This window comes from Actinomadura kijaniata NBRC 14229 (genome assembly GCF_001552175.1).
Lineage (GTDB): Bacteria > Actinomycetota > Actinomycetes > Streptosporangiales > Streptosporangiaceae > Spirillospora > Spirillospora kijaniata.
The window spans coordinates 1-19,849 of the sequence record NZ_BCQR01000132.1; the positions used below are offsets into that span (position 1 = coordinate 1).

At 72.9% G+C, this 19,849-nt stretch carries 18 protein-coding genes; 5 read left to right on the top strand and 13 right to left on the bottom strand.

Annotated features, from left to right (window positions below):
• Positions 1 to 482: 482 nt before the first annotated feature.
• Complete coding sequence (locus AKI01S_RS34035) at positions 483 to 881, top strand: ATP-binding protein (RefSeq protein WP_245681897.1); 399 nt, start codon at positions 483 to 485, stop codon at positions 879 to 881.
• Positions 882 to 1,082: 201 nt separating this feature from the next.
• Here AKI01S_RS34035 and AKI01S_RS34040 read toward each other — a convergent pair whose 3' ends face one another.
• The 7 genes from AKI01S_RS34040 to AKI01S_RS34070 form a co-directional block, all read right to left on the bottom strand.
• Positions 1,083 to 2,813, bottom strand: a complete 1,731-nt coding sequence (locus AKI01S_RS34040; protein WP_067827123.1) for a pyruvate dehydrogenase — start codon at positions 2,811 to 2,813, stop codon at positions 1,083 to 1,085.
• A gap of 67 nt (positions 2,814 to 2,880) precedes the next feature.
• Positions 2,881 to 4,101 (bottom strand): DUF4032 domain-containing protein, encoded by a 1,221-nt coding sequence (locus AKI01S_RS34045; protein ID WP_218009924.1) that lies wholly within the window; start codon positions 4,099 to 4,101, stop codon positions 2,881 to 2,883.
• 8 nt (positions 4,102 to 4,109) lie between these two features.
• The gene (locus AKI01S_RS34050) at positions 4,110 to 5,396 is read right to left on the bottom strand and encodes an ABC transporter ATP-binding protein (protein ID WP_067827128.1); all 1,287 of its coding nucleotides are present in this window, start codon (positions 5,394 to 5,396) and stop codon (positions 4,110 to 4,112) included.
• Between the two features lie 12 nt (positions 5,397 to 5,408).
• Positions 5,409 to 6,242 carry a carbohydrate ABC transporter permease gene (locus AKI01S_RS34055; RefSeq protein ID WP_067827131.1) on the bottom strand — a complete coding sequence of 278 codons (834 nt, stop codon included), beginning with the start codon at positions 6,240 to 6,242 and terminating at the stop codon, positions 5,409 to 5,411.
• Positions 6,242 to 7,180 (bottom strand): carbohydrate ABC transporter permease, encoded by a 939-nt coding sequence (locus AKI01S_RS34060; protein WP_067827134.1) that lies wholly within the window; start codon positions 7,178 to 7,180, stop codon positions 6,242 to 6,244. The genes AKI01S_RS34055 and AKI01S_RS34060 overlap by 1 nt, the downstream gene beginning before the upstream one ends.
• 13 nt (positions 7,181 to 7,193) lie before the next feature.
• Positions 7,194 to 8,516, bottom strand: a complete 1,323-nt coding sequence (locus AKI01S_RS34065; RefSeq protein WP_084000526.1) for an extracellular solute-binding protein — start codon at positions 8,514 to 8,516, stop codon at positions 7,194 to 7,196.
• Positions 8,517 to 8,771: 255 nt separating this feature from the next.
• The gene (locus AKI01S_RS34070) at positions 8,772 to 9,809 is read right to left on the bottom strand and encodes a hypothetical protein (protein ID WP_067827138.1); all 1,038 of its coding nucleotides are present in this window, start codon (positions 9,807 to 9,809) and stop codon (positions 8,772 to 8,774) included.
• Positions 9,810 to 9,980: 171 nt separating this feature from the next.
• Between AKI01S_RS34070 and AKI01S_RS34075 the strand changes: the two genes are divergently transcribed.
• The gene (locus tag AKI01S_RS34075) at positions 9,981 to 11,030 is read left to right on the top strand and encodes a hypothetical protein (protein WP_157420351.1); all 1,050 of its coding nucleotides are present in this window, start codon (positions 9,981 to 9,983) and stop codon (positions 11,028 to 11,030) included.
• 97 nt (positions 11,031 to 11,127) lie between these two features.
• Here AKI01S_RS34075 and AKI01S_RS51990 read toward each other — a convergent pair whose 3' ends face one another.
• Complete coding sequence (locus AKI01S_RS51990) at positions 11,128 to 11,304, bottom strand: DUF6243 family protein (RefSeq protein ID WP_169814063.1); 177 nt, start codon at positions 11,302 to 11,304, stop codon at positions 11,128 to 11,130.
• Between the two features lie 244 nt (positions 11,305 to 11,548).
• On the opposite strand from AKI01S_RS51990, the gene AKI01S_RS34080 reads away from it, so the two are divergent.
• On the top strand, positions 11,549 to 12,619 hold the full coding sequence (locus AKI01S_RS34080) for a quinone-dependent dihydroorotate dehydrogenase (RefSeq protein ID WP_067827143.1): 1,071 nt from the start codon (positions 11,549 to 11,551) through the stop codon (positions 12,617 to 12,619).
• Positions 12,620 to 12,718: 99 nt separating this feature from the next.
• On the top strand, positions 12,719 to 13,912 hold the full coding sequence (locus tag AKI01S_RS34085; RefSeq protein ID WP_245681898.1) for a calcium:cation antiporter family protein: 1,194 nt from the start codon (positions 12,719 to 12,721) through the stop codon (positions 13,910 to 13,912).
• On the opposite strand, the gene AKI01S_RS34090 is transcribed toward AKI01S_RS34085, so the two are convergent.
• The 4 genes from AKI01S_RS34090 to AKI01S_RS34105 all read right to left on the bottom strand — a co-directional run bounded on the left by AKI01S_RS34090 (position 13,899) and on the right by AKI01S_RS34105 (position 18,075).
• Complete coding sequence (locus AKI01S_RS34090; RefSeq protein WP_067827149.1) at positions 13,899 to 15,410, bottom strand: DUF7059 domain-containing protein; 1,512 nt, start codon at positions 15,408 to 15,410, stop codon at positions 13,899 to 13,901. The genes AKI01S_RS34085 and AKI01S_RS34090 overlap by 14 nt on opposite strands.
• 74 nt (positions 15,411 to 15,484) lie before the next feature.
• Complete coding sequence (locus tag AKI01S_RS34095; protein ID WP_245681899.1) at positions 15,485 to 16,336, bottom strand: N-acetylmuramoyl-L-alanine amidase; 852 nt, start codon at positions 16,334 to 16,336, stop codon at positions 15,485 to 15,487.
• A 184-nt stretch (positions 16,337 to 16,520) separates the two neighbouring features.
• Entirely contained in the window at positions 16,521 to 16,757 is a 237-nt protein-coding gene (locus AKI01S_RS34100) for a hypothetical protein (protein ID WP_067827200.1), read from the bottom strand.
• Between the two features lie 229 nt (positions 16,758 to 16,986).
• Positions 16,987 to 18,075, bottom strand: a complete 1,089-nt coding sequence (locus AKI01S_RS34105) for a LacI family DNA-binding transcriptional regulator (protein ID WP_084000527.1) — start codon at positions 18,073 to 18,075, stop codon at positions 16,987 to 16,989.
• 323 nt (positions 18,076 to 18,398) lie between these two features.
• Here AKI01S_RS34105 and AKI01S_RS34110 point away from each other — a divergent pair, with 323 nt between their 5' ends.
• Entirely contained in the window at positions 18,399 to 19,133 is a 735-nt protein-coding gene (locus AKI01S_RS34110) for a TetR/AcrR family transcriptional regulator (RefSeq protein ID WP_067827152.1), read from the top strand.
• Between the two features lie 307 nt (positions 19,134 to 19,440).
• Here the strand turns inward: AKI01S_RS34110 and bldC are convergent, their stop codons facing one another.
• Positions 19,441 to 19,644, bottom strand: a complete 204-nt coding sequence (gene bldC, locus AKI01S_RS34115) for a developmental transcriptional regulator BldC (protein WP_012850682.1) — start codon at positions 19,642 to 19,644, stop codon at positions 19,441 to 19,443.
• Positions 19,645 to 19,849: the final 205 nt, after the last annotated feature.

The window sequence follows — 19,849 nt, forward strand, 5'->3', positions numbered from 1 at the left end:
GGGCCGCGTGCCCCGGCGCGGCGGCGCGGCCCGGCGGGGCCGCGGGCGGCCGGGGGCGTTCCCGCACGAGCGTCGTGCCGTACCCCATCGATCGACCACCTCACCGAACCGTCTCCGCCTGAGGTGGGAGACGGCCACCCAGCGATCACATCGATCACCGAATGTAACCGCCGCCGGGTGGGCTGCCGGGCTGCGGAACGCCAAGCGGGCGCAGTGCTTTCCCCCGTCTGTGCACGCTGCCGGTAGATCGCCGGGCGGCCGCCCGGAGCCCGTTCCCCCGGATTTTCCGGGCCTCCGGCGGCCGGGCCGCCACCGCATGGTCCACAAAAGGTCAAGATCAATGTTCTCAGTGCGTTGCCCCATCACCGAATGTCAGTGAATGATTGCGTTGCGCATCAGCTCTCTCTGTGTGGTGATCTCGTGACTCTCCGCTTGACCGACCTCGTTCCCGACCGCGGCCTGCCCGGTGGGAGGGCCCCGGCATGACCGCGGCGATGCAGCGGCTCGGGGAACCCCTCACGCTGGCCCGGGACCGGCGGGCGGGGCAGGCCGCCCGCCGGACCGTGCGGGAGCGCGCGGCCGAGGTGGTCGCCGATCCCGACCTGCTGGACGACGTGGAGTTGATGGCCGCCGAGGCGATCGCCAACGCGGTGCTGCACGGGACCGGCCTCATCCGGGTCACCGTCGTGGTGGTGGCGGGGGACGGCCGCCGCCTGCGGGTGGAGATCCGTGACGACGGCCCCGCCGGGGTGGACGCCGACCTGCGGCGCCGCGGCGACCACGGGCGGGGGCTCTCCGTCATCGACGCCCTGGCCGCCGAGTGGGGGCTGGAGCAGTCGCCCCGGGCCACGCACCTGTGGTTCGAGGTCGTCCTGCCCTAGGCCGTGTTTCAAAGCCCTGGCCCACGGCGCTCGCCCCAGGGGCTCGCGCCTTACCAGGCCTTGGCGAGCGCGGCATCGCTTCGCGATCTGACCTGCGGGCCCTTGCCTTCGGCGTCGGGCCCGCAGGTCAGGTAACGCGCTCGCGTGCGTGGCTGAGGCCCACTTTGAAACAGGCCCTAGCCGGCGGCGCGGCGCCGCGCCCTACGGGCGGGGCACGTTGCGCAGGTTGCTGCGGGCCATGTCGAGCATCTTGCCGACGCCGCCGTTCAGCACCGTCCTGCCCGCCGCCAGCGCGAACCCGCGGACCTGCCCGGCGGTGATGTGCGGCGGGATGGACAGCGCGTCGGGGTCGGTGACGACGTCCAGCAGGAACGGGCCGCGCGAGTCCAGCGCGGTGGTCAGCGCGTCGCGGACCTCGGCGGGCTTCTCGACGCGCGCCGCGGGGATGCCGCACGCCTGCGCGATGGCGGCGTAGTCCACCTGCTCGTGGTCGGTCTCGTGGGACGGCAGCCCGTCGACCATCATCTCCAGCTTGACCATGCCGAGCGAGGAGTTGTTGAACACGACCGTCTTGACGGGCAGGTCGTGCAGCTTCACCGTCAGCAGCTCGCCCATCAGCATGCCGAGGCCGCCGTCGCCGGACAGGGAGACCACCTGCCGGTCGCGGTCGGCGAGCTGCGCGCCGATGGCGTGCGGCAGGGCGTTGGCCATGGAGCCGTGCCGGAACGAGCCGAGCACGCGGCGGCGGCCGTTGGGGGTGAGGTAGCGGGCGGCCCACACGTTGCACATGCCGGTGTCCACGGTGAACACCGCGTCGTCGGCGGCGAGGTCGTCCAGGACGGCGGCGACGTACTCGGGATGGATCGGGACGTGCCGGGCGATGTCGTGCGTGTAGGCGCCCACGACCTTCTCCAGGAGCCGGGCGTGCTCCCTCAGCATGGCGTCCAGGAACGCGGGGTCCCCCTTCTGCCGGATCCTCGGCAGGACCATCCGCAGCGTCTCGCGGACGTCGCCGTGCACCGCCAGGTCCAGCGGGGTGCGGCGGCCCAGGCGGGTGGCGTCGTGGTCGATCTGCACGGTGTTCCGGCCGGGGAGGAAGTCCTCGTAGGGGAAGTCCGTGCCCAGCAGGACCACCAGGTCGGCCTCGTGCATGGCCTTGTAGCAGGCGCCGTAGCCGAGCAGGCCGCTCATGCCGACGTCGTAGGGGTTGTCGTACTGGATCCACTCCTTGCCGCGCAGGGAGTGGCCGATCGGCGACAGCACCCTGCCGGCCAGCTCCATGACCTCGGCGTGGGCGCCGCGCACCCCCGCCCCGGCGAACAGCATGACCTTCTCGGCCGCGTCGAGGCGTTCGGCGAGCGCCGCGACCTGGTGCTCGGGCGGCCGGACGACGCCCGGCCCGCCCGGCAGGACGGTGCGGCGGGTGGGCCCGGCGTCGAGCTGGGCGACGTCGCCGGGCAGGACCAGCACCGACACGCCGCCCCCGCCGAGCGAGGTCTGGATCGCGTGCTCCAGCAGCCGGGGCATCTGCCCGGCATTGCTGATCATCTCGCAGTAGGAGCTGCACTCCTCGAAGATCTTCTGGGGGTGGGTCTCCTGGAAGTAACCGGTGCCGATCTCCGCGCTGGGGATGTGCGAGGCCAGCGCCAGCACGGGCGCGCCGGAGCGGTGCGCGTCGTACAGACCGTTGATCAGGTGGGTGTTGCCGGGCCCGCAGCTTCCCGCGCAGACCGCCAGGCGTCCGGTCGTCTGCGCCTCGGCGGCGGCGGCGAACGCGCCCGCCTCCTCGTGCCGGACGTGGACCCACTCGATGCCGTCGGTGCGGCGCACGGCGTCCACGACCGGGTTGAGGCTGTCGCCCACCACCCCGTAGACGCGCTCGACCCCCGCGTGGCGCAACACCTGGATGAACTGCTCAGCAATGGTCCCCATGATCGGGAAAGTGCCCGGAAGGTCCCCGCTCAACCTCGTGGCCTGCTGTGATCCCCCCAACGCCGGGTCAGGGTTCGATCAGGTCCTCGGGGACCGTGGGCAGGACGGAGCGGCAGTAGTCGCGCGCCGCCTCGGTGGTGCCGACGTCGCGGCCGGTCTTCTCCGACAGGAACCAGCGGTGCTCCAGCACCTCGTGGAACAGCTCCACCTCGTCCAGCCGGCCGCGCAGCTCCTCGGGGATCGACCGGACGACCGGCTCGTAGACCTCGGCGAGCCACCTGTTGGCGGCGACGACCTCGGGGACGGGGTGCCCGGTCTCCTGCTCCAGCCAGCCCCGGTAGGAGGCGATGTCGTTGAGGAGGCGGCGCGCCTGGTTCTCCTCCGCCTGGAGGCCGGTGCGGGCGAACAGGATGCGGCGGTGGTGGCCGGGCTCGGCGACACGGGTCCGGACGCGCAGGCGGCTGCCGCCGTCGCCCTCGTCGGTGGCGACCAGCTCGACCTCGTCCACGTCGAAGCCGAGGGCGTTGATGCGGCGGAGCCGTTCGGCGATGCGGTAGCGCTGCTCCTCGGGGCGGATGGTCTCCTCGCGGGTCAGCTCGTCCCACAGCGCGGCGTAGCGGCGGACGGTGTCGTCGGCGACCGCGACCGGGTCCACCTCCGGCGGCAGCGTTCCGGCGGCCATCAGGTCGAACAGCTCGCCCGCGATGCGCTCGCGGGCCAGGTCCACGTCGTAGTGGCGCTGCCCCTCGCTCAGGGAGGGGTGCAGCTCGGCGGTCTCGGCGTCCACCAGGTAGGCGGAGAACGCGCCCGCGTCCATGCGGAACAGCACGTTCGACAGCGAGCAGTCGCCCCACATGAAGCCCGCCAGGTGCAGCCGGACCAGCAGCTCGACCAGCGCGTCCAGCAGCCGGTCGGTCGGCTGGCCGCCGCGCGGGCGCGCGAACAGCGCCCGGTAGGAGGTGGAGTAGTCCAGGAACCGGGTGACCAGGATCGCGTCCAGGTCGCCGGGCCGGTCCACGACCGCGCCGGTCACCTCGACGGCCGGGACGCCGAGCTCGCGCAGGCGGCGCAGCAGCCGGTACTCGCGGCGGGCGAGGCGGTCGGCGAGCTCCTTGAGCGCGTAGACCTCGCCGCCCTCGGACACGAACCGCACCACGTGCCGGGACAGGCCGCGCTGCCGGATCTCCACCAGGCGGTCTCCGGTCGTGGCGGGGGTCCACTCCGCCAGGGGTTCCCGCCAGGGGAGGTCCAGCAGCCCGGCCGCCGCCTCCCCCGGCGGGGTGAACACGAAATGCATCATCCGGAGGGGGACTCGCCGGCCTTCGCCTCGGGCCGGCCGTTGCCGTTGCCGTCCTGCTGGGCGCGGCGCTGCGCCTCGCGCGCCCGGTCGGCGTGGCGGCCGAGGGCGGCGACGCGCTCCTCGTCGCGGGTGAGGTTCTCGCCGGTCGCCGGGTCGAAGATGTGGAGCTTGCCGGTGTCGATCCACAGCTCGGCCTCGTCCCCGGCCGTGATGAGGCTGGACGCGTCGAGCGCGACCACGGCCTGGGTGCGCAGCTGGTCGCTGTCCAGCTCGCGGGACAGGTCGCGCAGCTGGCCGGCCAGGTCCGCGGGGGCCTCGTAGGGGACGTAGGCGTACTGCTCGTTGCCGAGCCACTCGGTCACGTCCACCCGCACCCGGACGGTCGCGCCGCGCTGCCGCTTCTCGGCCGAGACCAGCTCGGCGTCCTCGAAGTCCTCCGGCCGGATGCCCACCAGCACGACCTGCCGGTCCCCGACGGCCTCGGCCTTGCGCGGGTCGTCCAGCGGGACGCGGCCGAGCGGGGTGTCCAGGTGGGTGCCGTCGAACGACGCCGGCAGGAAGTTCATCGACGGAGACCCGATGAACCCGGCCACGAACAGGTTGACGGGCTGCTCGTACAGCTCGCGCGGGCTGCCGACCTGCTGGAGCACGCCCTTGCGCAGCACCGCCACGCGGTCGCCGAGGGTCATCGCCTCGGTCTGGTCGTGGGTGACGTAGACGGTGGTGACGCCGAGCCGGCGCTGCAACCGGGAGATCTCGGTGCGCATCTGGCCGCGCAGCTTGGCGTCCAGGTTCGACAGCGGCTCGTCGAACAGGAACGCGTCGGCCTGCCGCACGATCGCCCGGCCCATCGCGACGCGCTGCCGCTGGCCGCCCGACAGGTTGGCGGGCTTGCGGTCCAGGTGCTCGGTCAGCTCCAGCACCTCGGCGGTCTCGCGCACGCGGCGGTCGATCTCCTCGTTCGGCTTCTTGGCCAGGCGCAGCGGGAACGCGATGTTCTCGTACACCGTCAGGTGCGGGTACAGCGCGTAGTTCTGGAACACCATCGACAGGTTGCGCTCGCGCGGCGCGACCTGGTTGACGACGCGGTCGCCGATGCGCATCTCGCCGGAGGTGATGTCCTCCAGCCCGACGATCATGCGGAGCAGGGTCGACTTGCCGCACCCGGACGGCCCGACCAGGATCATGAACTCGCCGTCCTGGACGTCCAGGGACACGTCCCGCACGGCCTTGAAGCCGTCGCCGTACTCCTTGACGATGTTCTTCATGGTGATGGCGGCCATGCCGGCTCCCCTTTATCCCTTGACGGCGCCGGACGTCAGCCCGGCCACGATGCGGCGCTGGAACAGCAGCACGATGACCACGACGGGGATCGTCACCACCACGGCGGCAGCGCAGATCGCGGTGGTGGGCTGCTCGAACTGCGACTCCCCGGTGAAGAACGCCAGCGCGGCCGGGACCGGCCGGGCGTTGCCGGTGGAGGTCAGCGAGATCCCGAACACGAAGTCGTTCCAGCAGAAGAAGAACGTCAGGATCGCGGCGGTGAACACGCCGGGCGCCGCCAGCGGAACGATCACCTTGCGGAACGCCTGCCAGGTCGTCGCCCCGTCCACCTGCGCGGCCTGCTCCATCTCCCAGGGGATCTCCCGGAAGAACGCCGACAGGGTCCAGATCGCCAGCGGCAGCGCGAACGAGATGTAGGGGATGATCAGGCCCGGCCAGGTGTCGTACAGGCCGATGTCGCGCCACAGGTTGAACAGCGGGCCGACCAGCGACACCACCGGGAACATCGCGATGGCCAGCGCGAACGACAGGATGATCTTCTTGCCGGGGAAGTCGAGGCGGGCGATGGCGTAGGCGACCAGGGTCGCGAACACCACCCCGACGAACGTGGCGATCAGCGAGATGCCGATCGAGTTGATCAGTGCCGAGGTGAACAGGTCCGTGGAGAAGACCGTGCGGTAGTTCTCCCACGTCCAGTCCCGGGGGAGGAACTTGGGGGCGTTGCCGATCTCGCCCGGCTGCTTGAAGGACAGCATCACGATCCACAGGATCGGGAAGACCGTCCAGATCAGGATCAGGGCCGTGGCGATGATCCACAGCACCCGGGAACGGCCCGACTCGCGCATCAGCGGTCACCCCTCACCTGGGACAGGTCCACCCGGAACCCCTTGATGAAGATCGCGGCGATGATCACCACGGACAGGAACAGCAGCACCCCGACGGCGTTGCCCAGACCGATCGCGGTCCGGGTGATGGTCTGCTGGTAGGTCAGGAACGACAGCGTGGCCGTGTCCTCCTGGCCGCGCGTCATGACGAAGACGTTGTCGAACAGCCGCCAGGCGTCCAGGGTGCGGAACAGCACCGCCACCATGATCGCGGCCTTCATGTTGGGCAGGATGACCCGCCACAGCCGCTGCCAGGCGGTCGCGCCGTCCACGGTGGCGGCCTCGGTGAGGTCGCGCGGCACCTGCGCCAGCCCGGCCAGCAGCAGCAGCGCGATGAACGGCGTGGTCTTCCAGATCTCCGACAGGATGATCACGAACAGCGCGGCCCAGCGGTCGGAGAACCAGGCGAAGTCGCCGAGGCCGAACCAGGGGTTGACGAACCCCGACTGCAGGTCGAACGCGTACCGCCAGGCGAACGCCGAGATGACGGTGACGATGCCGTAGGGCAGCAGGATCGAGGTGCGCAGGGTGCGGCGGGCGAAGATCGCTCGGTGCATCACCATCGCCAGCGCGAACCCGATCACCAGCTCGACCGCGACGGTGATCAGGGTGATGAGGAAGGTGGTGAAGACGTTCTGCCAGAACAGGCCGTCCGACAGCGCGGTGGCGTAGTTGCCGAGGCCGACGAAGCGGCGGTCGTCGGGGGCGGTGAGCCGGTAGCTGAACAGCGACAGGTACACCGCGTTGAACAGCGGGTAGCCCGTCACCAGCAGCATGACGATCACGGCGGGGGCCGACAGCAGCAGCCCGAGCCGGCGCTCGGCCTTCGTCCGGTCGGTGACCTTGGCCCGTCCGGTACGGGCGCGGGGCGCGGGGGCGGTTTCGAGTCCGACGCTCATGGTGCACCTGCCCTCACAGCAGCGCCTGGTCGCGCAGGACCTGGCGCACGAAGTCGGCGGAACGGCGCGGCGTGGTCTCGGGGTTCACCGAGGCGGGCGGATGCCAGCGGCTCTGGATCGCGCCCGACACGTCGCCGTAGTAGGGGGTGATGGGCCGGGGGGCGGCCGCGTCGATGGACTCGCGGATCAGCTTGGCCATCGGGAACTCTTTGTTGATCTCGGGGTCGTCGTAGACGGCGCGGCGGGCCGCCGGGTTCCCCGAGTCGATCATGTAGAACTTCATGTTCTCGGTGGAGGTGATGCACTTGACCGCGTCCACCGCGAGGTCCGGGTGCTTGCTGAACGCGCCGATCCCCAGCTCGATCCCACCGAAGGGGGGCTTGCTGGGCTGGTCGGCGCGGACCCTCGGGTAGCGGGCCCAGCCGATGTCGGCGGGGATGCTCTTGTCGATCACGCCGTCCTTGGCGTCGCCGTTCTCGGCCCGCCAGATGTAGCCCCAGTTGACCATGAAGCCGCCGTTGGGGGCGTTGAACAGCGAGCGCGCCTGCTCCTCGATGTCGGTGGACAGCGACGGGCTGGCCGCCCGGGACCGGGCGAGCTTGCCGATGACGCGCGCCGCCTCCCGGCCCGCCGGAGAGTCGATCTCGATGGTGGCGTCGTCGCCCTTCTCGGCGCTGCTGATGATGCGTCCGCCCGCCGAGGCGACCAGGGCGTTGACCCACACCATGTAGCCCTCGTACTTGTTGCCCTGCGCGCCGACGGTGACGCCCGAGCGGACGGCGGCGTCGATCATCTTGTCCCAGGTGAAGTCGGGGGCGTCCGGGTCGACGCCCGCCTTCCGCACGGCGGACTTGCGGTACCAGAGGAGCTGCGTGTTGGCCCAGAACGGGGCGGCGTAGAGCCTGCCCTCCCAGGTGGAGTTCTCGACGGCGGGCTGGAAGACGTCCTGGACGAACTGGCCCTTCTCCTGCTCGCCGAACGGACGCAGGAAGCCGGCGTTGGCGGCCTCGGCGACGAACACCGGGTCCAGGCTCATGATGTCGAGGCCGGAGTCCTTGGCGGCCAGCCGCCGGACGAGCTGCTCGCGCTGCTGGGTGGCGTCGTTGGGCAGCACCGAGGTCTGGATGCGGTACCTGCCGCCCGCCGCCTGGGTGCACTTGGCCGCGAGCTTGGCCTGCCCGCCGGAGTCGGGGTTGGTGTACCAGGTCAGCGTGGGGACGCCGCCGCTTCCGCCGCACGCCGCCAGTCCGCTGGCCAGCAGGGCCAGTGCCGCCGTGGCACGGGCCGCCCGCCAGGCGGGTCCGCGCCGCCCGCCCTTCCTCGCTCCCTCGACCATGGGCCCTCCCGAAACCTCCCACCACCTGCGGGTACGGTCTGCTCCGGGCCGCATGCGTGGCGGGACCGATCTCCATCAGAACATCGGTCCTTTGGGCTGTCGAGACACGTTTTGTGCACGGTGCGAAAGAAGAAACCCATCTGTCACAACCGTCACGCCCGAAACATGATCAAGGGGTGACCGAAAAGGCGGGAGCGGCGTGCCGCCCGTCGCGGGACGGGGAGGGGCGGCACGCCGCTCGGGAGAGAGGGCCGGTCAGTAGCCCCCGTAGCCGTCGCCCCCGCCCTGGCCGCCGGGGGCCGTGGTGATCTTCTTGCCCTGCGGGGAGACGACCCACCAGACGTTCTGGACGGCCTGGCCCTTGGTGTCGCCCGCCTCGGCGTCCTTGGCGAAGTAGTACATGGGCCAGCCGTTGATGAGCAGCTGGCACTCGCCGGGCTTGCCGTCCTTGCGCTCGATGAAGCTCACCAGGCTGCGGTCCACGCCCTCGACCTTGAGCTTCTTGAAGCCGTTGAAGCGGACGATCGGCCACTTGGCGCGGCAGTCGCCGAAGCAGTTGCTCACGCGCGGCCGGTCCTTGTCGAAGCGGTACATCGTGCGGCCCTTGCCGTCCGTCACGATCATGCCGAGCCGGGGGTCCCGGCGGACCTTGATGGTGGTCCAGCCGGCCCAGCCGCCGTTGCCGCCCTGCTCGCCGCCCTGCTGCCGCTCGTCACCCTGGCGCTGCTCGCCGCCGCCCTCGTTCCGCTGCTCCGCCTTCTTGGCGGCGGCCTTCTTGCCGTTGGGGGCGGCGGCGAACCAGGTGCCGTTCACGCCCTGCCCCTTGACGTCGCCGGGGCTGGCGTCCTTGGCGTAGCGGTACAGCGGCCAGCCGCCGAGCGTCACCTGCCACTGCCCGTCGGGGCGCTTGACCTTGCCGACCAGGTTCTGGTCGACGCCGTCGACCTTCGGCTCCGCCTTGCCGACCATCACCGGCGGCCACGCCTTGGCGCACGCGTCCTCGCAGGAGGAGGCGGACGGGCGGGCGGTGTCCTTGTCGAAGCGGTAGAGGGTGCGGCCCTCGCCGTCGGTGACGACCTTCCCGAGCTTGCCGACGCTCGCCACCTCCAGCGCGGTCGTCGCCGCGACGGGCTCGGCGCCCGCGTCCTGCCGCGGGGCGGCCGGGTCCTGCTTGAGCCCGGCCGAGGTATTGGTCTGCCGTCCGGTGTCCTGTTGCTGCCCGCAGGCGGTGACCAGCACCCCGGTCGCGGTCAGGGCGGCCGCCGCGGGGATCGCCCAACGTGGGATGTGCATGTCGTCTCCTCCGTGTCGGTTCGTCGATCGAGGGGGAGCGGCCGCACCGCTCTCTCGGATCGACGGGCAGTACGGGGCTCGCGGCGCGGCGGGTTCAACGCGTCCCCGGCGGAACCTCCACGACCGGCCGGGCGTCTCACAGGGCACGGACGCGGCGACGGGAGGCGGAACGTGACGGTGCGGGAGCGGGCTCCGGTGACCCTGGAGAAGCCCTCGGGGCCGCGCGCGGAACCCGCCCGGCCGAGCGGTTCCCCCTGGGTGATGGTCCCGGCGCGCGTCGTGGCGCTGCTGGTGGTCGTGCCGGTCCGGCTGGTCTGGGAGGCGCTGCGGGCGGTCGTGCGCTCGCCGCTGTGGCTGGGTCGGCTGGCGGGACGGCTGCTGGCGCGGGCCGGACGCTGGCTCCACGCCCGTGCGCTGCGTCCGGTCGGGGGGTTCCTCGCGTGGCTCGGCCGGGGCGTGTGGGCGGGGCTGTCCTGGTGCGGGCGCGGGATCGCCTGGGTGTGGGACCGGACGGTGGTCGTTCCGCTGCGGTGGCTGTTCGTCACCGTGCTGTGGGGCGCGCTGAGGCTGTTCGGGCGGGGCTCGGGCAGGCTGGGCCGCTGGATCTGGCGGAACCTCCTCGTCCCGCTCGGCCGCGTGCTGAACGCCGTGCTGGTCCGGCCGCTGGCCGCGCTCCTGACGGGGATCGGATGGCTGCTCGGCGGGGCCGGGCGGATCATCGCCGCCGCCGCCGACTGGCTGCTGAACGTCTTGGTCGTCGTGCCCGCGACGGCGCTGTGGCGGTACGCGCTCGCCCCGCTGTTCCGGGGGCTGGGCCGGATGGGCCGGGCCACCGGCCGGTTCCTGGCGGTCTGCTGGCACGCGTTCGCCGCCGCCCTCGCCTGGTCGTGGCGGATCACGGGCACGGTGCTGTACTGGCTGGCCAGGGTGCTGCTCGTGCTGCCCGCGACGGCGGTGTGGCGCTACCTGCTGCGCCCGCTGTGGCTGGGCGTCGCGTGGGCGTGGCGGATCGTGGGCCGCGGGCTGCGCTGGATGTGGCGGACGCTGCTGGTGGCCCCGGGCCGCTGGGTCCGGGACGCGGTGCTGCGCCCGGTGTGGCGCGGGACCGCGGCGACGTGGCGCGTCCTGGTCCGCGAGCCGCTGCGCTGGTGCGGCGGCGTCGCCCGCGACACCGGCCGCGAGGTGCGCGCCCAGCTCCGGCAGATGTTCGGCCGGGCCTGACGGGCCCCGGCGGGCGCCGCGACGGTCGGCCTCTCCCGTCCGGACAGGCCGAAGGCCCGGCCGTGGTCGCGGAGCCGGGCCTTCGGTGTCGGGTGGATCAGGACTTCCGCTCGTCGCGGGCGGTGCGCTCCCGCATCCTCCGCAGGAGTTCGCGCCTGGCCTCCTGCTGGTCGGCGGCGTTGCCCGGCCGGGCTCCGCCGCCGCGCAGCTCCCGGCGCGAGATCTTCTTGCGCTGGCCGCCGACGCCCAGCAGTCCGTTGTGCTTCCTGGCCACGATGGGCTCCCTCATGTCGGGTGGGTCTCGGATCTCGGCGTCTCCGGCCCGGCCCGTGGGAGCGGACGTCAGATGGCGATCACGCTCCGGCCGGGCCCGGGCCGGTGCGGTCGCGGTGGATGCGCTGCGGCAGCGGCCACCCGCAGGCGGCCAGAGCGTGGATCAACATGCCGCTCACGGTAGGTGGCCGCCCGACGGGGCTCAACCGGTTTTCCGGCGGGGGCGTCTGGGATACTCGGCGTTGATGTATCGACTTCTGTTCTCCCTGGTCATTTCGCGGGTCTCGGCGGAGACCGCGCACCACTGGACGATGCGCGGGCTGCGGCTGGTGCAGGCCGTCCCGGGGGCCGCGCCCGCGCTACGGCGGGCGCTGCTGCCCCGCGACCCGGCGCTGCGGGTGCGGGCGTTCGGGCTGGAGTTCCCCGGGCCGCTCGGGCTGGCCGCCGGGTTCGACAAGGACGCGGTGGCGTTCGAGACGCTGGGCGCGTTCGGGTTCGGGCACGTCGAGATCGGGACGCTGACCGGGCAGCCCCAGCCGGGCAATCCGAAACCCCGGCTGTTCCGGCTGCGGGCCGACCGGGCCGTCATCAACCGGATGGGCTTCAACAACTCCGGGTCGGCGGACGCCGCGCGGCGGCTGGAGCGGCGCGGGTCCGGCGTGATCGTCGGCGTCAACATCGGCAAGACCAAGGTCGTGCCCGAGCAGGAGGCCGTCGGCGACTACGTGCTGAGCACCGAGCGGCTGGCCCGCCACGCCGACTACCTGGTGGTGAACGTCTCCTCCCCCAACACCCCCGGCCTGCGGAACCTCCAGGCCGTGGAGCACCTGCGGCCGCTGCTGGCGGCGGTGCGGGAGGCCGCCGACCGCGTGTCGCCGCGCCGGGTGCCGCTGCTGGTGAAGATCGCTCCGGACCTGGCCGACGAGGACGTCGACGCCGTCGCCGACCTCGCCCTGGAGCTGGGCCTCGACGGCATCATCGCCACCAACACCACGATCGCCCGCGAGGGCCTGCGCAGCCCCGCCGAGCTGGTCAAGGAGACCGGGGGGCTGTCGGGCGCGCCGTTGCGGGACCGGTCGCTGGAGGTCCTGCGGCGGCTGCGGGCGCGCGCCGGGGACCGGCTCGTGCTGGTCTCCGTCGGCGGCGTCGAGACCGCCGACGACGTGTGGGAGCGCGTCCGCGCCGGGGCCACGCTCGTGCAGGGCTACACGGGGATGATCTACGGCGGGCCGCTGTGGGCGCACCGGGTGCAGCGGGACCTGGCGCGGCGGCTGCGCGGCAGCGCGTTCCGGACGCTGGAGGAGGCGCGCGGCTGAGCCCTCCGGGGCGCCGGGGCTGGTGATCTTTGCGTTTCGGCGGGTGTCGGTTGGGGCGCGCGGCGGGATCTGCCCCTTATGGCGCTCTCTCGGAGAACGGTGGCGACCCGGGTGGCCGCGGCGCTGGTCGTGGCCGCGCCCGCCGTCGTGCTGCGGCTGGCCGGGGCGCACCTCGCGCCGGTCGCCGCGATGCTGGTCTTCGGGGCGGGCGTGTGCGCGGCCGCGGTGATCCTCATGTGGGCCGCCGAGACGGCGCGGGCCGACATGTCGGGGGCGCTGGCGCTGGCGCTGCTGGCGTTGATCGCGGTGCTGCCCGAGTACGCGGTCGACCTCTACTACGCCTACCGCGCCGGGTCCCGGCCCGAGTACGCCGCCTACGCCGCCGCCAACATGACCGGCGCGAACCGGCTGCTGGTCGGCGTCGGGTGGGCGCTGGTCGTGCTGGCGTTCACGCTGGGGACGCGGCGGCGCGCGCGGGACGGCGCCCCGGTGGAGCGGCGGGACGTGCGGCTCGGGCGCGACCACCGGATCGAGCTGGGGTTCCTGGCGCTGGCGGCCGTGGTGGCGTTCGTGCCCGCGCTGACCAACGAGATCGGCTGGTACGTCTCGATCCTCCTGATCGGCCTCTACGTGCTCTACATCGTGCGGATCTCCCGGCTGCACGGGGAGGGCGTGGAGGAGCTGGTCGGGGTCGCCGCGGAGCTGGTGCGGCTGCCGGCCGCGCGGCGGCGGGCCGTGACCTGGGGCGGGTTCGCGCTGGGCGCGCTGGTGGTGTTCGCGGCGGCCGAGCCGTTCGCCGAGTCGCTGGTGGAGGCCGGGGCGGCGCTCGGGGTCGACGAGTTCCTGCTGGTGCAGTGGCTCGCGCCGCTGGCGTCGGAGGCCCCGGAGCTGATCGTGGCGGTGGTGTTCGCCTGGCGGCTGCGCGACTCCGACGCAATCGGCGCGCTGCTGTCCAGCAAGGTCAACCAGTGGACGCTGCTGATCGGGACGCTGCCCCTGGCCTACCGGATCGGCGGCGGCGCGTGGTCGCTGCCGCTGGACGGCCGGCAGACCGAGGAGGTGCTGCTGACCGCCGCGCAGACCGTGCTGGGGCTGGCGTTCCTGATCGACCTGTACTTCCGGCGCTGGGAGGCCGCGGTGCTGTTCGGGCTGTTCGCGGTGCAGTTCGTCCTGCCCGACCAGCACGCGCGGCTGGTGCTGTCGGCGGTGTACCTGGCCGTCGGGTTCTCGGTGCTGATCGCCCGGCGGGCCGCGCTGGGCCGGGCGATGGCGCACGTCGTCAGCCCGCGATGACCTCGAAGAAGCCGTCGGCGACCAGTTCGGGCAGGACCGCGGCGGCGTGCGCGCGGACCTGGTCCTCGTCCAGCTCCATCAGCTGGGCGATCGCCGCCAGCAGCGGGGCGGGCGGCAGGGTGCCGTCCAGCACCCCGGCGAGCGCGGCCTCGACCGTGTGCACGCCCGCGACGCGCCGGAGCCGTCCGGTCTGGCGCAGCAGGATGCGTTCGGGGTCCTCCGCGCCGGGCGCGCCGACCTGTTCCTGGACGATCCCGGCGGCGACGCGCAGCAGCGCCGTGCCGAACGCGTCCCCCTGTGCACAGGCTGTGGAAAACTCCCCGGCGGCGGCCAGCCCGTCGAGCACGTGATCCACATACGCGCCGACCGGCTGGTCGACGCCGTGCCGCAGCTCCTCGACGCGGATCGCGGGGTTCGCGGCGCCCGTCCGGCGGAGGGTGATCCAGCCGAATCCGACGCCCGTGACGCCCTGCTCCTCGAACAGCTCCAGCCACTCATCGTAACGGCGCAGGTACTCCGGGGTGCCCGTCTCGACCGAGTCCCGTAGCCACAGCTCGGCGTACTCGGCGGGGTCCTGGACGTCGCGCTGCACGATCCACGCCTCGCAGCCGGACTCCTCCGCCCAGGCCCCGACGCGCTCCTCCCACGGCGTGTCGCGGGTGTGCAGCCAGTTGGCGAGAAGCTGGCAATGCCCCTGGTCAGTGAGCATCCGAGGGGCCTCGACGACCATCCGGCGGCAGAACTCGTCGCCCGGCATCCCCGACTCGCGGTACACGTACCGGGAGTCACCGGACGGAGCCACCACGAACGGAGGGTTCGACACGATCAGGTCGAAGCGGCGGCCCCGGACCGGCTCCAGGAGGGAGCCCTCGAGCAGTTCCGCGCCGTCGAGCCCGGACAGGGCGAAGCTCAGCGCCGCGAGCCGCAGCGCGCGCGGGTTCACGTCGGTGGCGGTGATGGCCGCCGGGCGGGGGCGGACGGCCGGGTCGGCGAGGTGCAGCGCCTGCACGCCGCAGCCCGTCCCGACGTCGAGAACGTTGTCCACAGGCCTGTGGACAACCAGCCGCGCCAGGCTCCCCGACGCGCCGCCGGCGCCGACGACGTGGTCGGGCCGCAGCGGGGTGGCCGCGCCGGGCCGGGCCTTCAGGTCCGAGACGGCGTAACCGACGTGGCCCGTCCCGGTGACCGACTCCAGCGGCTCCACGTGCAGCAGCGCCCGCAGCTCGCCGCCCGACTCCGCGGCGAGGCCCGCCGCCACCAGGTCCGGCGCGACCTCCCGCAACGCGGCCGCCGGCACCGGGACCTGGATCCAGAACAGCCGGGTCAGGGTCTCCAGCGGCGACCCGCCGCCGGTCGCGCGCAGGGCTGGCACGACCTCGTCGCGGGCCAGCGCCCCGCCCGCGACCGGGCCGAGCAGCCCGCGCACCCCCTCGACGGTGTAGCCCGCCCCCTCGAACGCGGCGCGGACCCGGCTCAGAACGTCAACATGATCGGACACCCGCCAATCCTGCCGCCTCCGCCGGTCCGGCCGGGCCGGTCACCGGTCGTGTGTCGCCGGGAGAAGCGGGGTCGTCAGGAGAAGTAGCGCCGCAACCCGTCCAGCAGCGACTCGGCGATCTTCTGGCGGAACGGGGCGCTGGACAGCTTGGCGGCGTCACCGGCGTGCTTCATGTTGCCGCACTCGATGAACACCTTCGGGACGCGCGACAGGTTCAGCCCGCCGAGATCGTCGCGCGGGTCGAGCGCCTCGGTGCCCCGGTAGTTGGAGTAGGGGACCCCGGTGCCCTCGCGGTAGCCGTCGCGGATGGCCCGCCCGAGCCGCTGCGACGCGGGCACCGCCTTGGCGTTGAAGCCCTTCACCGCGACCGGCTCGATGATGTGGAACCCGTGCGAGGACGCGGACGCGCCGTCGGCGTGGATGGACAGCGCGGCGTCGGCTCCGGCGCGGTTGCCGATCTCGGCGCGCTCGTTGATGCAGGGCCCCACGCCGGTGTCGTCGGGACGGGTCAGGACGACCTTCGCGCCCCGCTCCTTCAGCAGCCTCTCCAGCCGCTTGGAGACGTCCCAGGTGAAGGCGTGCTCGGGATACCCGGCCTTCGTCTCGGTGCCGGTGGTGTCGCACTCCTTGCGGCCGTTGCCGATGTCGACCTGCCGGTTGATGGCGGCGGGGTTGCGGGCGTTGCCGCCGTTGTGGCCGGGGTCCAGCACGATCGTCCTGCCCCGCAGCGCCCCGTCGTCGCGGTCCGGCGCGTCGCCGGTCCCGGCGGCCGGCGCGGACCGGCCGGTGGCGCGGGGCGGCTGGGCCGACTTGCCCTGCGGATCGTCGCCCTGGTCGAACGGGCCGCCTCCGCAGGCGGTCAACGCGCCCAGGGCGGCGAACGCCAGACCCACGGTCAGTGGGACGCGGCGGCGGTGGTTGCGCACAGGCCCGTTCCTTTCGTGACAAGTTCGTTATCGACCTTGCCAGTCTGCACACCCACCGGGGTTCGTCAAACGGACTTCGCGAAACAGGCCGCGGGAAGGGCCCGTCCCGGAACCCGGACGGCCGCGACCGCACGCTCCCCTTGCGGTCGCACGGTCACGGCCGTCCCCTCGTTCCCCTCCCGCCTCAGCGGAGCGGGTCCTCCCGGCCGAGCAGCGCCGCCAGGGCGCGCGCCTCGTCCGCGTCCAGGCCCAGCACCACGCGGGGCCGTCCCCACGGATGGTCGATCGAGTGGGCCACGTAGCTGGCGACGGACTCGGAGACCTGCTCGGCCAGTCCCCGCGCGTGGCGCCACTCGGCCCACGCGCGCTCCAACTCACTCGCCGCGCGCTGCGCGCACGACACCAATTCCGGATCACGCACGGACTGACCCCCCTGGGTGAACATGATCCTTCCCGTGTCCACTCGGCGGAGTCCCCGGCCCGGGCACGGTCTCCCCCGAGGCCACGCCGGACGGGGTTCCCCCGACCCGCCGAACGGTGAGTCCATTAACCCGCCGCGACCGCCCGGCCGCGCGATGATTGCGGCAGGCTTGGCCAGCCCCTTACCCGTCCGACACCCGTTCGGGGAGTTGATCGACCTGCCGCCGCCCCTACGCGGGGACGGGGCCGGTGCTGGAGCGGACCACCAGGTGCGGGACCACGAGGTTCTGCCGGGCCGGGCGCGCCGGATCGCCGATCCGCGCGGTCAGCAGCTCGGCCGCCGCCCGCCCCATCTCCCGGCGCGGCTGGTCCACGCTGGTCAGCGAGATGTGGCGGATCGCCGCCAGGTGCGTGTTGTCGTACCCGACGATCGACACGTCCTGCGGCACCCGCAGGCCCCGCTCGTCGGCCGCCGACAGCGCGCCGGTGGCGGCCAGGTCGTTCGGCGCGAAGATCGCGGTGGGGCGGGGGTCGCGGCGCAGCAGCGCGCCCGCCGCCCGGTAGCCGCCCTCCTCGGTGAAGTCGCCCGCCTCGACCAGGACCTCGGCGGCGAGGCCGTGCCGTTCCATGGCCTTCTCGTACCCGGCGCGGCGGTAGCGGGCGGTGGTGGACCGCGCGCCCTCGATGTGCGCGATCCGCCGGTGCCCCAGCGACACCAGGTGGTCGACGGCCAGGCCGCCGCCGAGCTCGTCGTCGTCCACGACGATGTCGACGTCCTGCACGTCGCGTTCGCCGACGACCACCACCGGGACGCTGGCGACCGCCTCCTTCAGGGAGTCGGGCACGACGCTCAGCAGCACGAGGCCGTCCACCCGCATCTCCAGGAACGCCTCGACCGCCTCGGCCTCGAACATCGGGTCCCAGCGGCCGCTGCCGACCAGCATCCGCAGCCCGGCCCCGTGCAGCGACTCCTGGAGGCCGTCCAGGAACTCGGCGAAGTAGGGGTTGTGCAGGTCCGCGACGATCGCCCCGATCAGGCGGGTGCGGCCCTCGACCAGGCTGCGGGCGACGGCGTTGGGCCGGTAGCCGAGTTCGCGCGCGGCCTGGAGCACCGCCTGGCGGCGGCGTTCGCTGACATGCGGGGAGCCTCGCATGACCAGGGAGACCAGCGACTTGGAGACCCCGGCGCGTTCGGCGACGTTGCGGATGGTGGGCTTGGGTTGCGGGATGGCGGGCTGGGCGAGGGCGTGCTGCGGGGTGGCTCCTGCCCGGGGCGCGGGACGGGCCGGGCGCGGGGGGCTTGGTTCTCCAGCTTGCATGGCACTCCGTCCAGGGGGGCTGCGGGACCTGCCGCCTCGGCGCTCCGGCCCGTCGCACGCTTGTGCCCGCACGGCCGGGTGCGCCGTCCTCACTCGGGAGGAGATGCCATGATGCCCCGGCTTCGCCGCAAATCGTCGCAACAGTGAGTAACGGGCAGCCGTCAAATCCAATTCAGGGCGTGATGCGGTGGCCGGAGTACTCCCGGTCATGGCCTGATCATGGTGGTCCGAGGCCGTTTCCGGGGCTCCGCGGCGGTCCCGCCGGCGGCCCCGGCGCGGGCGCGTGCGCGATGGGCCCGCGTTCCCTCGGATACCCTGCCCAGGTGGGAGATCGTGCAGTGGCGGGCGGCAGGACAGGCGACCGGGCCAAGAACCCGGCGCGCGGCGGGCGCTCCGGCGCGCCGTCGGGCGCGGGCCAGCGCGGACGGCGGCGGCTGAGCGTCGACGAGCGCCGCGAGGAACTGATCGCCGCGGCGTTGCAGCTGTTCAGCACGCGGGCGCCGGAGGACATCTCCATCGACGACGTCGCCGCCGCGGCGGGCGCGTCGCGGGCACTGGTCTACCACTACTTCGGCGGCAAGTACGAGCTGTACCTGGCCGCGCTGGGCAGCGCCGCCAAGCAGCTCTCCGACCTGCTGGAACCGCCCACCGAGGGCAGCCCCCTCGAACGCCTGCGGATCTCGCTGGAGCGGTACTTCGACTTCGTGGAGAGCCACGCGGCGGGCTACACCGCCCTGCTGCGCGGCGGCCCGGCCGACCGCTCCGGCGAGGTCGGCGAGATCGTCGACGGCATCCGGCAGCTGCTGCTGAGCCGCATCCTCACCGCCCTGGAGATCGAGGCCCCGCCCCCGGTCCTGCGGATCACGCTGCGTTCGTGGATGGCGTCGGTGGAGACGGCGGGCCTGGACTGGCTGGAGAACCGCGACCTGGAGCGCGACCTGCTGGAACGCCTGCTGGTGGACCATCTGGTGGTCCTGCTGCACGCGGCGGGCAACCACGACCCGAGCATCGGCGAGCTGTTCGACCGGCTGGCACAGGAGGAGATGGGGCGGCAGTAGGGCCCGTCCGCGGCGCGTCGGCCGGAAAGCGCGAAAACCCCGTCCGTGGCCACCTGCCCGGCGGGCGTGTGGCCACGGACGGGGCGTCCGCTCTTGATGGTGAGTGGTCCGGGACCGCGATTCTCGGATGATCGTGGTCTCGTCCGTTGGTCGGGAGACCTCTGCCCGTCCCGGCCGGGACGACCGCACGCACATGGACGGTTCGTGCGGGCTGTCCAGGGGCCTCCAGACCTCCCCCCTTACTGACGCGGTGCGCGTCCGGCGAGCCCGTGGTGCCGCTCGCCGACCGGTGCGACGCCCCCAGGCGTCACTCCGAACGCTGCTGCGGGATACCCGCCAGCAGCGCCCGCACCTCAGCCTCGCGGTAGCGCCGGTGTCCCCCCAGCGTCCGGATGGACGTGAGCTTTCCCGCCTTCGCCCACCGCGTGACGGTCTTGGGGTCGACGCGGAACATCGTCGCCACCTCTGCCGGCGTCAGCAGGGGCTCGGCCTCTGGCGTACGTGCTGACATGTGTGCGGCCTCTCCTCCGTGGACCGATGACAGCGATCCTGCGATTCATCTCGCGCGGTCACTGATGTCCCCTATGGCCCGAAAGAGCCACTATGACATCACAACGTGTAACCTTGCCACCACTCATCGCAACAAGCAAGTACCTTTGCTCTGTTGTCACCCATCCACGGGGGCGGGTGACGGTGCTCCCGCCCTGCGAAGAGTG

Excerpts from the sequence above, each read along its gene's own strand:
- AKI01S_RS34050 (WP_067827128.1), bottom strand. The coding sequence starts at position 5,396 with ATGGCCGCCATCACCATGAAGAACATCGTCAAGGAGTACGGCGACGGC.
- AKI01S_RS34070 (WP_067827138.1), bottom strand. The coding sequence starts at position 9,809 with ATGCACATCCCACGTTGGGCGATCCCCGCGGCGGCCGCCCTGACCGCG.
- bldC (WP_012850682.1), bottom strand. The coding sequence starts at position 19,644 with ATGTCAGCACGTACGCCAGAGGCCGAGCCCCTGCTGACGCCGGCAGAG.
- AKI01S_RS34035 (WP_245681897.1), top strand. The coding sequence starts at position 483 with ATGACCGCGGCGATGCAGCGGCTCGGGGAACCCCTCACGCTGGCCCGG.
- AKI01S_RS34080 (WP_067827143.1), top strand. The coding sequence starts at position 11,549 with ATGTATCGACTTCTGTTCTCCCTGGTCATTTCGCGGGTCTCGGCGGAG.
- AKI01S_RS34055 (WP_067827131.1), bottom strand. The coding sequence starts at position 6,242 with ATGCGCGAGTCGGGCCGTTCCCGGGTGCTGTGGATCATCGCCACGGCC.
- AKI01S_RS34065 (WP_084000526.1), bottom strand. The coding sequence starts at position 8,516 with ATGGTCGAGGGAGCGAGGAAGGGCGGGCGGCGCGGACCCGCCTGGCGG.
- AKI01S_RS34040 (WP_067827123.1), bottom strand. The coding sequence starts at position 2,813 with ATGGGGACCATTGCTGAGCAGTTCATCCAGGTGTTGCGCCACGCGGGG.
- AKI01S_RS34060 (WP_067827134.1), bottom strand. The coding sequence starts at position 7,180 with ATGAGCGTCGGACTCGAAACCGCCCCCGCGCCCCGCGCCCGTACCGGA.
- AKI01S_RS34105 (WP_084000527.1), bottom strand. The coding sequence starts at position 18,075 with ATGCAAGCTGGAGAACCAAGCCCCCCGCGCCCGGCCCGTCCCGCGCCC.